The organism is Syntrophotalea sp., from assembly GCF_050253115.1.
Taxonomy (GTDB): Bacteria; Desulfobacterota; Desulfuromonadia; order Desulfuromonadales; family Syntrophotaleaceae; genus Syntrophotalea; species Syntrophotalea acetylenica.
Genome location: NZ_JBFWJQ010000058.1, coordinates 1 through 14,659, shown reverse-complemented (window position 1 = coordinate 14,659; position 14,659 = coordinate 1). Strand labels below are relative to the sequence as shown.

14 protein-coding genes are annotated in these 14,659 nt (G+C 57.8%); 7 read left to right on the top strand and 7 right to left on the bottom strand.

The annotated features are described in order from the left end of the window. Positions 1–254 (top strand): single-stranded DNA-binding protein (locus tag AB7E65_RS07765; RefSeq protein WP_428745602.1); only part of this gene is annotated, 254 nt, incomplete at its 5' end. Positions 255–508: 254 nt separating this feature from the next. Here AB7E65_RS07765 and AB7E65_RS07760 read toward each other — a convergent pair. From AB7E65_RS07760 to AB7E65_RS07750, 3 genes are all read right to left on the bottom strand, one after another. Next, complete coding sequence (locus AB7E65_RS07760; protein WP_428745601.1) at positions 509–1,435, bottom strand: glycosyltransferase family 2 protein; 927 nt, start codon at positions 1,433–1,435, stop codon at positions 509–511. A 53-nt stretch (positions 1,436–1,488) separates the two neighbouring features. Continuing rightward, positions 1,489–2,490, bottom strand: a complete 1,002-nt coding sequence (locus AB7E65_RS07755; RefSeq protein WP_072287999.1) for a UDP-glucuronic acid decarboxylase family protein — start codon at positions 2,488–2,490, stop codon at positions 1,489–1,491. Positions 2,491–2,667: 177 nt separating this feature from the next. Then, positions 2,668–3,657 (bottom strand): glycosyltransferase family 8 protein, encoded by a 990-nt coding sequence (locus AB7E65_RS07750; RefSeq protein ID WP_428745600.1) that lies wholly within the window; start codon positions 3,655–3,657, stop codon positions 2,668–2,670. A 337-nt stretch (positions 3,658–3,994) separates the two neighbouring features. Here AB7E65_RS07750 and AB7E65_RS07745 point away from each other — a divergent pair, with 337 nt between their 5' ends. Continuing rightward, positions 3,995–4,357 (top strand): Lin0512 family protein, encoded by a 363-nt coding sequence (locus tag AB7E65_RS07745; RefSeq protein WP_320360804.1) that lies wholly within the window; start codon positions 3,995–3,997, stop codon positions 4,355–4,357. Positions 4,358–4,608: 251 nt separating this feature from the next. Here the strand turns inward: AB7E65_RS07745 and AB7E65_RS07740 are convergent, their stop codons facing one another. From AB7E65_RS07740 to AB7E65_RS07725, 4 genes are all read right to left on the bottom strand, one after another. Further along, on the bottom strand, positions 4,609–5,982 hold the full coding sequence (locus AB7E65_RS07740; protein WP_320360803.1) for a sensor histidine kinase: 1,374 nt from the start codon (positions 5,980–5,982) through the stop codon (positions 4,609–4,611). Between the two features lies 1 nt (position 5,983). Next, positions 5,984–6,661 (bottom strand): response regulator transcription factor, encoded by a 678-nt coding sequence (locus AB7E65_RS07735; RefSeq protein ID WP_072286104.1) that lies wholly within the window; start codon positions 6,659–6,661, stop codon positions 5,984–5,986. A 147-nt stretch (positions 6,662–6,808) separates the two neighbouring features. After that, positions 6,809–8,866 carry an LTA synthase family protein gene (locus AB7E65_RS07730; RefSeq protein ID WP_428745599.1) on the bottom strand — a complete coding sequence of 686 codons (2,058 nt, stop codon included), beginning with the start codon at positions 8,864–8,866 and terminating at the stop codon, positions 6,809–6,811. 193 nt (positions 8,867–9,059) lie between these two features. After that, complete coding sequence (locus AB7E65_RS07725; protein ID WP_428745598.1) at positions 9,060–9,836, bottom strand: 4Fe-4S binding protein; 777 nt, start codon at positions 9,834–9,836, stop codon at positions 9,060–9,062. Positions 9,837–10,047: 211 nt separating this feature from the next. On the opposite strand from AB7E65_RS07725, the gene AB7E65_RS07720 reads away from it, so the two are divergent. The 5 genes from AB7E65_RS07720 (at position 10,048) to AB7E65_RS07700 (ending at position 14,380) form a co-directional block, all read left to right on the top strand. Further along, on the top strand, positions 10,048–11,073 hold the full coding sequence (locus AB7E65_RS07720; RefSeq protein WP_428745597.1) for a helix-turn-helix transcriptional regulator: 1,026 nt from the start codon (positions 10,048–10,050) through the stop codon (positions 11,071–11,073). Positions 11,074–11,390: 317 nt separating this feature from the next. Next, positions 11,391–12,014: a class I SAM-dependent methyltransferase gene (locus tag AB7E65_RS07715; protein ID WP_428745596.1), complete on the top strand. Its 624-nt coding sequence runs from the start codon at positions 11,391–11,393 to the stop codon at positions 12,012–12,014. Positions 12,015–12,018: 4 nt separating this feature from the next. Then, a complete protein-coding gene (locus AB7E65_RS07710; protein WP_428745595.1) occupies positions 12,019–12,567 on the top strand; it encodes a flavodoxin family protein in 549 nt (182 codons plus the stop codon). 71 nt (positions 12,568–12,638) lie between these two features. Further along, complete coding sequence (locus AB7E65_RS07705; protein ID WP_428745593.1) at positions 12,639–13,379, top strand: hypothetical protein; 741 nt, start codon at positions 12,639–12,641, stop codon at positions 13,377–13,379. Then, a complete protein-coding gene (locus AB7E65_RS07700; RefSeq protein ID WP_428745592.1) occupies positions 13,361–14,380 on the top strand; it encodes a hypothetical protein in 1,020 nt (339 codons plus the stop codon). Before AB7E65_RS07705 ends, AB7E65_RS07700 begins: the two co-directional genes overlap by 19 nt. Positions 14,381–14,659: the final 279 nt, after the last annotated feature.

Genomic DNA, 14,659 nt, shown 5'->3' with positions numbered 1-14,659 from the left:
ACATCGAAGGCAAGATCCAGACCCGCTCTTACGAAGACCGCGACGGCAACAAGCGCTATATCACCGAAATCGTCGCCGATCAGATGCAGATGCTCGGCCGCGCCGGGGACGACAACAGTGGTGGTGGTGGTGGCGGCGGATACCAGCGCCGCGAGCCGCGTCAGGAACGCAGTGGTGGCGGCAGCAACAACCAGCCCCGGCAGACTGAATATGAAGAGCCGCCCTTCAACCCGGATGACGACATTCCCTTCTAATTCCCGGTTTTTTCAAAAGTGTAAACAAAGGCTGCAAGATTAAAATCTTGCAGCCTTTGTTCTTAACAAAAAATGCTCATACCACAGCCCTCAAAATAAGGATACAAATAACCCAAGTCACTTTAAAGTGCACCAGCTACTGCCGACTAAAAATCCTTCGGGTGAATAAAACAAAGATCGAGGCCGGAGCCGAACCGCAGACGTAAAAATCTGCTTTACCAGGATTTGAATTTTCGTTCCGCCAGGTTGTCCGGTCAGGGAAGCGGAGCTTTCTGCACAAGCTGACGCAGCTTTCGATGGCGGCGCCAGGGGCGCAGAAGGGGTTTCGGCAGCAGCGGTTCGAGCACCGGGGCATAGGCCTGCAGCAGGCGACGATTCTTATTGCCCGTGGCTGCCTCCTGCAGCAGCAAGCGGGCCAGGTCGGTACCGCCAAGATAACGGTACTGTCCCAGGTCCTCGCCAGCCCGGGCGACAAGCCGTGCCGCGTTGAGTTTACGGCGCAGCTCGGCGTCCCGGTGCCTGTCGCGGCCGAAAAAATGATTGCCGCCGTGGGTCCGATAGCCCAGACAGGGCTCGTTGAGGCAGAATTTGCGGCCATGGTAGAGGGATGCCAGCAGGATCAGGCATTCATCGGCACAGATCCGCCAGTCCTCCTCGAAGGGGATGGGAAAGAACCGCTTCGCCAGGGAGCGGCGCAGGGACAGAGCGGAGGTTGGCGCTCCGATCCACGTGCGCCGATGATAGGTGAGCAGCCCGGTATAACCAAGGTCCGTCAGCGACGCGGGATAATCCAGCAACACCGGCTCATTGACGCTGCCGAAACATTCGTAGGCGCAGAACAGGAAGTCGCACGTGGTGTGCTCTCGATAAACGGCCAGGGCTTTTTCCAGGTAATCCGGATGGTAGCGATCGTCCGCATCGAGAAAAAACAGCACCTCGCCACGGGCCCGGGCAAAACCGGCGTTGAAAGCGGACAGCTGACCGCCGTTGGCCTTGAGGCAGGAGACGACCCGCGCATCGCGGCGCACGAGCTCCCCGATCAGATCCCGGGAATGATCCGTGGAGCCGTCATCGACGAGAATGATCTCGAAATCCCCGTGACTCTGTCGCAACACCGAAGCGACAGCGTCCTCCAGATAGTCCGCGTAATTGTAATTGTTGATCAGCACCGAGACAAACATATCCCCCTCCAGCAACAAAGCACCGCACAGTCCGTCGGACTATTGGACTTTTCTCAAGGGCAGGCCACAAAAGATGCCGCTTCAAAGCCGTCACCAGCGACCTGCAAAACCTCCCTGAAATACCCGATGGTCTCCTGCAGGCCTGTTTCAAGGGACACGCGCGGCTGCCAGTCCAGTGCCCGGCGGGCCCGTTCGATACAGGGCCTGCGGCGCCCGGGGTCAGCGGCTGCCGGCGGCAGAAAATGGATTGGGGCGTCGCTGCCGGTCAGGTGCAATACCAGCCTGGCCAGGTCGATCACCTTCATTTCCCGGGGGTTGCCAAGGTTGAATACCGGCAGATGCACCGCCGGCAGCGCCATGAGACGCAACAGGGCTTCCACCGTGTCGCTGACAAAACAGAAGGAGCGGGTCTGGGAACCATCGCCGTAGACAGTCAGGGGGCGGCCGCTCAGAGCGCTGACGATGAAATTGGACACCACCCGGCCGTCGTCCCGATGCATGAAGGGACCGTAGGTGTTGAACAGACGGGCAATCCGGACCGAGCAACCCCGTTTGTGGTATTCATAACACAGGGTTTCGGCCAGGCGCTTGCCTTCATCGTAACAGGCCCGCTCGGTCAAGGTTCCCACGTTGCCATGGTACTGTTCCGGTTGCGGATGAACCTCGGGATCGCCGTACACTTCCGAAGTGGACGCATGCACCAGTTGCGCGCCCTGGCGCAGCGCCGCCGACAGCAGGTTGCGCACGCCAAGGGTGCAGGCTTCGATGGTTTCCAGCGCCAGACGCTGATAGTGCGGAGGCGAAGCCGGACAGGCCAGATTGAAGGCGGCGTCAAACGCGACATCCAGCGGTTCGCTAATATCCGCCTCCACAAAGTGAAATTGCGGAAAACCCAGCACATCCTCAAGGTTGGACAGAAACCCTGTCGACAGATTGTCGACACAGACAACCTCGTGACCCTGCACGAGAAGCCTGCGAACCAGATGTGAACCGATAAACCCGGCACCGCCCGCCACCAATATCCGCGCCATCTCCCCTCCCTTTCTAATTTTCATCCGGGAACGGCCCTTTTCCGCCGTGGCGGCGTCAATCCGCAGGCTTGCTTGTGCGGCGTACCGATGTACACCTCCGCGCAACCCCTTGATTTCCTTGCCACAACGAAAAATGACTCGTTCCCCATATGAAAACCACGCTGTATCCATCCGGAGCTTCCGGATGGATACTTTCCAATATCATCCGCACATGGTTCCGGATCGGTTCATGATATAGACCCCGAACAGCCTGACAATTTGACTGTTATCGGTAAAATGAATGCGAAAAAGCCACCTTCTGAGCTGTTTCATCAGCTTTTTTGTAACAAAGGTCCTCCAAAGCAAAAAAACCGGAAACTGCCAGAAAAACCTGTAAAAGTCCGTAGTCCGAAGATATCGATAATAATCGAGCCAGAATTTATGCAGGTGGGTGTTTGGTTTTTTAAACCACAATGTCGATCGATCGGCATAATGTATCAGTCTCGGATTATTGGCACAATCATCAAAAAACTCATTGGCGTAAAACCTGTGCTGACAAAACCTCCCCCCATTTCGATAAACGATCTCCATGACATTCCAGGAAGGTTCAAGAAATTTCACTTTTTGAAAAAAAAGCATATTCAACAAATCCTGATCCTGAAAAGTCAAATGTTCTTCATATTTATTGATCAAGGCTCTTATTTTTTCAAAAACGGATTCTTTCCTTATTTTCCGAAGATTCAACAGCAGAACTCCGGAATTGAAATATTGGCAGTCGTCGGGCAGATCGAGTAAACCCTTTCGGGCATCCATCATGATATTTGGATCTTCCACAACAGCCGCATAATATCCAGTAACATTGATATTGAACAATTCACCTAAACAACATCTCGCAACGACATCACAATCAAGATATATGGCTTTGTCAATATTCGGTCTTAATTCATGGATAATGCAACGGTAGTAGCTTGCAACAGTGAATCGTTCCGAGATGGGAAAATCCTTGAAAAAATCGTTATCGACAACAATAAATTCGATTTCCGAATGAGGAAATTTTTTCACATGTTTTGTGATAACGGCCTTATTGCTCTCAGAAATCCCCCCGTCAAGGACATGAAATCGTACAGGCCATTGGGCATGACGCAACACCGAGGCCATCGATACACAAAGATGCTGGGCATACCCGTCATCGCTGGCGTAGAAAACATCCATGCATTCCACGAGTGACTCCTGGTTTAAACAAAAAGCGGATCTCTCTATCAAAAACAAAACTTCATGAAGCTAGCGCTCCCCGCCGGCATCGTCAAGATTTCTAATCTCGCGACCAATCGTCCTGCCGCGCGCTGAAAACCGCCCAATGGCACTCATCCCCCCATTGAAAAAACCGGTACGAGATCTGCAGTGACAGAGATGATCCATCGGCCGATGCGCATGCAAAGCGCTGCCAAGAGGCCAGGACAACTTCATTTCCGCAGACCTCGCAAAACGGCATTCATGTCAGGTTCCGGCAGGCTTGCAGGATCGCGCGGGGAGGCCTTGAGAGGACACTATGCCATACAAACGTTTTGTTGTTGAACTGGGGTACGGAGCGGACCTGCACGGCGCCGATCCGACCAAGGCGGCCAAAAGAGCGGTTAAAGACGCGATTTCCCGCAGTTGCCTGTGCGGCCTGTTCGATATCGTCGGCATCAAAGACCCCGACGAGATGCATATCGCGGTGAAAATCGGATGTCCGAAGGCCAACGAGGTCGTCGCGGAAGAAGTTTTGGCCGAGATCCCCTTCGGATCCAGGGAATTTGAAGCGGTCGAAGGGGGCCTTTCGACCCGCGGCATCGAAGTGCCGGCCCTGGGTTGCGGAGACAATATCCTGGTGGCGGTCGCGTCTTTGACGGTTTCGGTGAATATCGATTGAGCCCGTTAGCGACAAGGCTGCGGGAAAAACGGCCTGTCGCCGCCTGGAGCCTCCTTGCGCGGTGGAATCATTCCTGCGACAACTGTTTCGTTGTTTAACAGGACACCTGTAACAACGCCGCCCCACAAATTTTTCCCGGGACTGCAAATCCGGCCCAATCGTGACGCTTCACCGTCAGTGGCGGCCAGGCCTAAGGGTTTCCGCATCGATGCATGAGCGGTGCATATCGACGGATCGCTTTCTCTGGCACGTCAGGACAGGGGAAGGGAGAGTCGTGCCCGGGTACCCCGACCGACCGCGCTTTCAACGGCGACCTGTCCGCCGTGGGCATGGATGATCGACTGCACCAGGCTCAGCCCGAGGCCGTTGCCGGGTGTTGAACGGCTCTGGTCACCCCGGAAAAAGCGGTCGTAGATGCGGGACAGGTCTTCCGCGGGAATGCCCGGTCCGTTATCGTCAATCTCCACGACAACGCTATGCTTCTCGACAGAGGCGCTGACCTCGACCACGCCATCCGGCTGGGTAAATTTGATGGCGTTGTCGAGCAGATTGGCGAGCGCCCGCTGAAGACATCTCCGATCGCCATGCACAATCAGGGAAGCCTCGGCGATCCGGGTTTTCAGAACGATGCCCTTATCCTGCGCAACCGGGGAATACAGTTCCGCCACGTCCTGCACCATTTCCCGGATATCCACCGGCAGGTGAGCCAGGGGCCGCAATCCCGCATCCGTCTCGGCGATTTCCAGCATGATGTTGATCATGCCGACCAGGCGGTCGCACTCTTCCACAACCGCCCCCGCCATGTCGCGATACTCCTCCAGGCTCTGATTGCCGGTCAGGGTGGTTTCCGCCAGGCCGCGCATGCGGGTCACCGGACTGCGCAGATCGTGGGCCACATTGTTGGTGACGTTCTGCAGTTCGCTGATCAGGGACTGTATGCGGTCCTGCATGCGGTTGAAGCTGTACGTCAGGTTACGAATTTCCTCGCTGCCGCCCTGCAAAACGATGCGTTGCGACAGGTCCCCGCGACTCATCTGGTCGGCGCCGCGCCGGACCCGCTGAATGCCGCTGAGGGAACTCTTCGCCGCATAAAAGCCGACCAGAATGCCTGCCAGCAGCATAACCGCAAAAGACAGGTAAAATACGCGGCGGAAGTCGCTCAGAAGCTGCTCGTCATCGCTGAGAATCTTGCCGAACTGCATGAGGTGGCCGTCCCCGAGTTCCTGAAAAAAAATCCGCACCCGATCCGGATTTCCCGGGAGGTAGATGGTCTTGAAGCGCTCCCGGCGGGCCGCTTCCAGCTGCCGGGTATGTTGTGGCAGGCCCTGCCAGCGGCGGAGGTCCGAAGAGGCGACGACCTTGAATTCCGGCGAATAGACACGGATAAAAACATTCTCGTCGCCCTCGCCCTGCGTTTCGAGATATATTTCCCGCGCGAGGCCCTCCAGTCCGTTCTCCCGGTATATATCCACGCATTCACTGCCGTCGCCGCTGAATTCCGTATCGATGCGGTGCAGCAGATTGGTTTCCAGGTTGTTGTCGATCGTCTCGAAAACCGCCAGCGACAGCACGGCGAAAAGGAGGGTGTAGAAGAACGTCAGACGCGCGGCAAGAGTACGGAACATGCTAGGTTTTATCCTCGAGGAGATAGCCTGCCCCGCGCACGGTATGGATCAGCTTGCGGAACCGCGGCAGATCGACCTTGTCGCGCAGGCGGCAGATGCGGGATTCGACCACATTGCTTTCCGGGTCGAAGTTATAATCCCAGACGTGCTCCATGAGCATGGTTTTGGAAACCACCCGCCCTTCGTTGCGCATCAGGTAGGCCAGCAGCGAAAACTCCCGCTGCTGCAGTTCGATTTCAATACCTCCACGAAAAACCTTGCGCCGCACCAGATCCAGGGTCAGATCGGCGACGCTCAGGGTGGTCGGTTTCTCCTGGGCCTGGCTTCTGCGCAACAGGGCCTGGACGCGGGTCAGCAATTCGGTAAAAGCGAAGGGCTTGACCAGGTAGTCGTCGCCTCCGGTCTGCAGGCCACGGACCCGGTCATCGACGGTTTTCTTGGCACTGAGAACCAGAATCGGCGTATTGATGCGCTGCTGGCGCAGCCGCTCGATCAGCGAAAGGCCATCCAGTTTGGGCAGCATGATATCGACCACGGCGACATCGTAACCACCGTTCTCCGCCATCAGCAGTCCTTCCATGCCGTCCACGGCACTGTCCACCACAAACCCGGCCTGGTTGAAACCTTTCCTGATGAACTGGGCGGTTCGCACATCGTCTTCCACCAGCAGTATCCGCATGGTCCTCCCCCGTGTTTCGGCCTCAATAAAAAGCGACGGGGAGCGGAGAACCGCTCCCCGGGTCCTATTTTAGGGCCTCTTGCCGGGGATTGCAAAGGGGGAATGGCGCAGGCGTGGCGTTCGCCAGAGATCTGTGGCGACATGCGCTCACTTTTTCCGGTTGCCGGTTTGGGCCAGCGCCCTGGAGTCGCTGTTCACCCGGACCTGCTCCAGGGAATGCTCGCCAAGGGCATACTGCTGGTTCCGGTAAGCCAGGCTCGGCCAGAGCGCGGTGGCGAGAGCATCCCTGACCAGTTCCGGATCCGGATGAACGACGGGCAGAAGCGTGCCGGCGCTGTAGGTAAACTGCCGGGATGGTTTGTCGGCCGCATGCACCACCACCTGGTCGCCAAGCATATAGGCATGGGTCGTTCCGTATTGCATGATGGCACGGCCGGGAAAATCCCCGGGAAGCTGCAACAGATCGTGCCCCGGCATGGGGTGCTCCGAATGCAGGCCCATCATTGACAAAAGGGTTGGCGCCAGATCGGCCTGACTGGCGATCTTACGATATACGGCAGGCTCGACGCCCCCGCCCAGAATCAGGCCGGGGATATGGAAGTGCTCTATCGGAATCAGGCTGGGTCCCTTGACGACATCGTCGTGGTCGGCAACCACCAGAAACAGGGTATTGTCCCAGTATTTCGAGGCGCGGGCTTTGCGGAAAAACTCGCCCAGCGCGTAATCGGCATAACGGATCGCATTGGCAACCGTGCCTTTTCCCGCCGTCAGGTTTGCAGCCGGACTTTCCGGAAGATCGTAGGGGGAGTGATTGGAAGAGGTGAAGACCAGGGCGAAGAAAGGATTGTCGCCATGGCGATCGAATTCCTCGTCGGCACGTTTGAACAGATCACCGTCCGAAACCCCCCAGGTGCCCCGGAAATCCGGGGCCGGATAGTCGTTTTCATCGATCACCCGATCAAACCCGTTGGCCAGAAGAAAACCGCGCATGTTGTCGAAATGACTCTCCCCACCGTAGATGAAATCACTTTTGTAACCGGCGGTCTTCAATATGCGGGCGATGGTGAAAAAGTTGTTCTGCGACAGTCCCAGCTTCACCACGCTGCGCGACGGGCTGGGATAAAAGCCGGTGACAACCGCTTCGATACCGCGCACCGAGCGGGTTCCCGTCGCATAAAGCTGCTTGAACCACAATCCTTGCCCGGCCAGCTTATCCAGCTCAGGGGTATAAGACCTGCCACCAAGGGCACCTACGTACTGCGCTCCCAGGCTCTCCTCCAGAATGATGACCAGATTCATCGGCCGCTGCCGCACAGCCAGGGGTTTTTGCCGATGCAGCGTGGGAATTTCGTCAGAGACGAAGGCGTCCGGGGGCAGCAGCATGCCGCGCCGAATGCGCTGTACGACTTCCTGCTGCGGCATTTTCGGGTAGATTCTGGTTTTGCCCGTCTCGTCCTTCAGACGATAGATCGCATAGAGCACCGAATAGGCGGAATTGAGACACAGTTCATTGACCAGGTGATCGCTGGAAAACGCCGCTGTGCTGGGGTTGGCGGGGCGGTGATCGAAACTGTTGCGCCCACCGATCAGCAGCAGGCAAAGAATCAGGGGGAACACCACCAGGCGCTTGCCGAGGCTCCACTGCCGCACCGGCATGACAGACGGCCGGAAGATCCTGCGAACAGCGGCAGTCACCACCGCTGTCAACAGCAGCGCGATCAGTAGCTGAATTCTGAACCCGCCCCAGATGGTCAAGGCCACCTCTTTGGGATGATTGAGGTATTCGACAAACAGGCGGTTGGGGCGAAGATCGTACTGCAGGATAAAGGATGGGGTAGCCGCCTCCATGAACACCATAAAAACGATCCAGAAGGACAGCCATGCCGAGGCCAGTTTCTGCCAGAGTGACCCGCCGTTCAATTGCACCGGAAACAGAAACAGCCCCAAAGCGACCGGCACCAGCAGGTAGCAGAGCAGGATCATGTCCATGCGGATACCGTAACCGAGCACCTTCCAGAGTCCGTCGACGGCCTGTACCCGCGGCCATTGCCAGAGGACCATGCCCAGACGCGTCAAACTGAGCAGCGGTATGGCAACCGCCAGAAATTTCACCAGCGGACGCAGCGGTCCGACCACATCCAAAGCCGCGCAGCAGCAACGAGCGGGCAGTTTGGCTGTCCTGTCAAAGAACCTCGGTTCTGGCATGGCTATTTTCCCTCGAAATAGATGCTGCGGGAGATGCAAGCAACGATTTCCACCGGCCAAATTGTGCTACCCGACGGAATGGACCGTATTCTTTTCAGGAAAATAGCAAACCAAAGTGACCTCAAGATGACGGTAACATTACCATTTGGTCATCTTGGGCCAAAATCCGGGCAAGACGCACAGATGAATCGGGCTACAGAAAAAACCGGGGCGCTTTGGGCGTTCCGCACTGATCGTGGAGACGTTCCCGCAATGCCACGATGCCTGGCGGGTTCAGGGTGCGGGCGCCGGTTTTGCAGGCTTTGACACAGGCACAGCACCAGATGCAGCCCGCGGCATCGGTCGTCACCCTGGCGGCAACTCGGATCGCCCCCACCGGACAAGCCGTCGCACATGCACCACACAGGGTGCATGCAGCGCTGTCGGTCTCCGGCGCCATCTTACCCGCTTTCATCCCTTCGCGGTAAGGGGTTTGGCCATCGATCATCGGCGTATCGAGGGCGCCGCGCGCGATTTTAGCCGCGACCCGTTCGCCGAAGACTGCAGCAAGTTTCAGGTCGTCCCCGTCGGGTCGGCCGGTGGCGATGGGCAGAGTCGAGGTGGAAAAGGAGTGCTCACCGATGAAAGCGGCTGCGGCAATGACCTTGAAACCCTTTGCGGTTGCGACATCGCGCAGTTCGACGAGGGCATCCTCGAAGGCACGGTTGCCGTAAACCGCCACCAACACGGCAGGCACGCCGCACGAAGAAATACCTCGCAGGCGCCGCAGAAAAAGCTCCGGTACCCGGCCGGCGTACACCGGAACGCCGATGATCGCCGCGCCGTCCTTCAGTACGGCTTCAGGCATTGCGTCCGGCAGCGTCAGATCATAAGTCGTCGTCTGCCCCGCGCCCATGCCCCCGGCAATGCCGGTGACTGTTTTACGGGTGGTACCGGTCGGAGAAAAATAAATCAGGTGAAGCTTCGGCATGAACATTCCCTCCTGTTTTCGTTTTGGTTTATGCCATGATGCATTTTCTAAAGGCCGGCTCCCTGCACCCAGCCTCGTCAAAAATCACAGGTTTTCATCAAACATACGGATAAAACCTGGAAGGATCTTGCACCAGGCCGGCACATTATGGGAAGCTGAAACACGCATGCAACCCTACTATATCCTGAAAAAATCCGCAGGAGTACCAGGCATGGCCGGAATCTCGATCCAAGGGCAGGACATGACAAGCGATGTTGCAGGCCGCAAAAACACAACGCCTGTCGCCCGGAGCTGCTGTTGCGCCGGGGTGACCATTCTGGATCCTCCGGAAGAAATAAAGGTGCGCGAGACACGATTACGGGAAGGGCTCTGGCTGAGCACCGTGGATATCAGCCCCGCGGCCGGTATCCGCTTCCGCTACGAAAAGAGGCATGCTTGCATCGACTTCGGCATTGTTCTGGCCGGGGACATGCGCAACAGCTTCCGGGGTGCGTCACCCGCGAAAAGAGAAATATACAACAGCCCCGGCCAGGGAGGCATCGCCTTTTTGCCATATGCCGAGGGCGTTGTCGAAATCCCGGCGCAACGCAGCATGCGGATCCTGCATGTGCATATGGAGCGGCAGGCGCTGAGCGCTCTGCTGGAGGGCGAACAGGATCTGATCCCGGCCGACTTCCGGCGGGTTGTCGAAGGAACGGCGACCGAAGGTTATTTCTGCCAGGGCGAAATGGACCCGGCGGCCCGCATCGTCGCCTGCCAGCTCTCCAACGGCCCTTTGCCCGGCATGCCCGGCCGCCTGTTTCTGGAAGGCAAGGCACTGGAACTCATCTCCCTGCAGCTGGCCTGGCTCGGAACCTGCAAAGGGCGCGCGACCCACCGCACCGCCCTGCGTCCGGCGGACCGTGAGCGCCTTCTCGCCGCCCGGGAAATCCTGCTGCGGGATCCGGCCTGTCCGCCGGCTTTGCCGGAGCTGGCCCGGCAGGTAGGCATGGGAGTGAACAGGCTGGGAGCCGGCTTCCGGGAGTTGTTCGGCACCACGGTATACGGCCAACTCCGGGAACACCAGATGCAGCAGGCCAGGCTGCTGTTCGAGCAGGGTGAACTGAACGTCAGCCAGGTAGCGTGGACCGTGGGCTACACCAACGTCAGTCATTTCAGCGCCGCCTTCAAAAAACGCTTCGGCGTGCTCCCCAAAACCTTCCTCAAATCCGCCCGGGTCAGCATCCCGCTTCCTTGATTCGCCTTTTTTCAGCAATGACGTATCTGCAAAACCTTGCCGGATAGCAGTCCTCTTTTTTCTCCATTCACCTGCTCCGCCTGATCCTTCGGTAATTCCTGGCTCCTTTCAGGTTCCCGCCGCTTTCGCTTGCTGGAAAATCATACCTGCCGTCGATTCCGTTATCGGGGCACAAACCGACGTGTGTCACGGGGCAGAAAAAGTGCCTCTCCGGGCAGAATAGGGCCACTGTGCGGCACTATACTCTGCTGACATCGGATATTTCATCCCGCGGAGCAACCCTTATTTTTCCCATGGCAAAAACAACGGAGCACACCATGAGCGAATCGGAAAACTCCCGCACCGGCACCCCTTCCGCACCCCAACAGCAACCTTGCATACCGCTTGACCCGATGCACAACGGCCATCCTGGAAGCAGGTCTTCGGAACCGTACCTGGACAAAAACGCCATCCTCGAAGCCTTGGCAATCCGACCCGGCCAGATCATCGTGGACGCAGGCTGCGGCAGCGGCTATATGACAAGGCTGTTCGCCCGCGCTCTGGGTGGCGCGGGCCGTGTCTATGCCATCGACCGGACGGCGCCGGAAATATCGGATGACGAGGAAACGCCCGCGAGCGCCGTCATTTATCCGTTAACAGCCGACATTACCACCGTCATTCCCCTGCCGTCCGGGTTTGTCGATCTGATCTACTTATCCAACGTGTTTCATATCTTTTCCGAAGACCAGGTGGGGGGATTCAATCGGCAGGTGCGGCGTCTGCTGAAGCCGGGCGGCCGCCTGGCCATTGTGGATTTGGTTAAGCGACCAACGCCCATCGGCCCTCCCCTGGACATGCGCCGCTCCCCTCAAGAGTTGCAGGAGATGATCGGCCTGCACCCTGCCGGCCTGTTCGAAGTTGGAGCCTGGCACTTCATGCAGCTTTTTCAGAAAGAGGAGTGATGCCATGAGAACCCTGGTTCTATTCGAATCGCTGGGAGGCAACACGGAAAAAGTGGCCCGGGCCATCAGCGAAGCCCTGACGGACAACGGCGCAATACCGCACCTAACGAAAGTGGAAAAAAATCTCGCCATCGATCTGCACAGCTACGACCTGGTTTTTATCGGCTCACCCGTGATCGACTGGCTGCCGGCGCCGGTCATGATGGATTTTGCCCGCAAAATACTGCATGACGCCAGCAACAAAGGCTTGATCCTGCCAGCAGCGCCCGCCCAGCCCGGAAAATTCGCCGTGTGCTTCGGCACTTTTGCCGGCCCCCATATCGGCGAGCACGAGGCCTTGCCGATGACGGCCTGGTTGCGTTCTTTCCTGGAGCATTTGCGCTTCACGGTACTGGATGCCTGGCATGTGGTCGGCACCTTCAACGGCCGGAACCACCTGAACATCCAAGGCCGCCTGGGAGATATTCGCAACCGGCCGCATGCCGGCGACCTGGCCGATATCAAAAACCGGGTGGCGGGCCTGATGGCTTCCTTGCAAGGCTGGCGGGACTGATCGACCCGTTTCTCCGGCCCGGATTCCGGTCGCCCTCTGACGGCTTTCGTCTGATTTCTGGAGCAATGGATATGGATATCCTGAAAAACCTTCTGATCAATTTTGCCATTCGTCATTACCGTCTGGCCACCGCAGGCGTGTTGATGTTGACCCTGGCGGCCGGTGTGTTTTTGCCGCAGGTCACGATCGATACCGACCCCGAAAACATGCTGGCGCACAGCGAACCGGCGCGGATCTTTCACAACCAGACAAAAAAACGCTTTGATCTGAGCGATACCGTGGTGCTGGGTATTATCAACGAGCAACACCCGGACGGTGTGTTCAACCCGGCCACCCTGCGGCGTATTGACGAATTGACCGCTTTCGCCAAAACCCTGCGCTGGCCGGACGCAGACCATCCCGACCGCACCGCCGGAGTCATCGAGGTGGACATGATCGCACCGTCCCTGGTCGATCACATCAGCCAGGACGGACCAGGTACGCTACGCTTCGACTGGCTCATGGCTCATCCGCCGCGCACCCGGCAAGAAGCGCTGGCCGTGCGGGACAGGGCCCTTTCCAATCCGCTGCTGCTCAAACACATGGTGTCCGAGGACGGCAAGGCCATCTGCCTCTATCTGCCCCTGACGGACAAGCTGCTCAGCTACCGGGTCTATACCGAGCTCAACAAAAAAATCGCTCGGATGGGTGGCAACGAGTCCTACCACATCACCGGCCTGCCGGTGGCCGAGGGCGCCTGCAAGGGGAGTTGTATGCCGGCAACGATCGGCTGGAAGGTAAGTACAAAGGGGATGTGTGGGGTGACGCTGTAACAAACAGCATCGAATACGACACGCGCGAGGCCTGGGTCTTTTTGCGTCCGTATGGCGCCGTGGACATCAAGTTGGGCCGGCAGGTGCTGACCTGGGGCACCGGGGAACTGGTGTTTCTCAACGATCTGTTTCCCAAGGATTGGCAGTCCTTTTTTATAGGCCGGGATGCCGAGTATCTCAAGGCACCGTCCGACGCCGTCAAGATCAGCCTGTTTTCCAGTCTGGCGAATGTGGATGTGGTCTACACGCCGCGGTTCGATGCGGATCGTTACATCACCGGGCGCTATGTTTCCCATTGGGATGGCAGCCTCGGCAGCCTCACGGGTCGGAACGCCAACGCATCCACCGACCGGCCCGATCGCTGGTGGCGGGACGACGAACTCGCCCTGCGTATCTACGGCAATATCGGCGGCAGCGAATACGCATTTTACGGTTATCGGGGGTTCTGGAAAAGTCCGGCCGGCCAAACATCGGCCGGTACCAAGCGATTTCCAGCACTGGATGTCTACGGCGCCAGTGTGCGCGGCGCCGTCACCGGCGGCATCGGCAACGCCGAAATCGCCTGGTACCGCTCACGCGAGGACCAGAGCGGCAGAGATCCGGCAGTCAGAAATTCCGAGTTGCGCTATCTGCTCGGCTATGCGCGGGAGATAGGCCGGGATCTTACAGCCAGCCTGCAGTATTACGTCGAGCACATGCTGCATCACGCCCGCTATCGCTCCGGCGTTTCCGACAGCGGGGCTGGGGACCAGTTCCGGCATGTGGTCACGTTGCAATGCACCAAACTGCTGATGGACCAAAACCTGGAACTGTCCTTGTCCGCCTACCTGTCGCCCAGCGACCGGGACGCCTATCTGCGCCCGCTGGCACGTTACAAATATAGCGATCACCTTACCATGAGCCTGGGAGCCAACATCTTTGTCGGCGACTGTCATCACACTTTTTTTGCCCAGTTCGAGAAGAATACAAATATTTACCTGGCGATTCGTCACAGTTTCTGAACGGCCGGATGCGCTGCCAGCCAGCCGTGGTCGGGTTTTAAAACCTGGATTCCGGACAAAAAGCGGATAGACTTTAAGCACGGACCAACCTATCCTGTTTTCTGTCACCTCGCGACCGGGATCACATTATGACCAACCGATTTTCTCTGTTTTTTGCCAAGCAGCGACAGGCCATCACACGTTTCATCTTCTGGACGGCAGGATTCATTGCCCTGTGGGCCGTGCTGGCGGGGCTGGTACTGCCGCAAGTTGTCCGGCACGTGACGCAAAGTCGGCTGT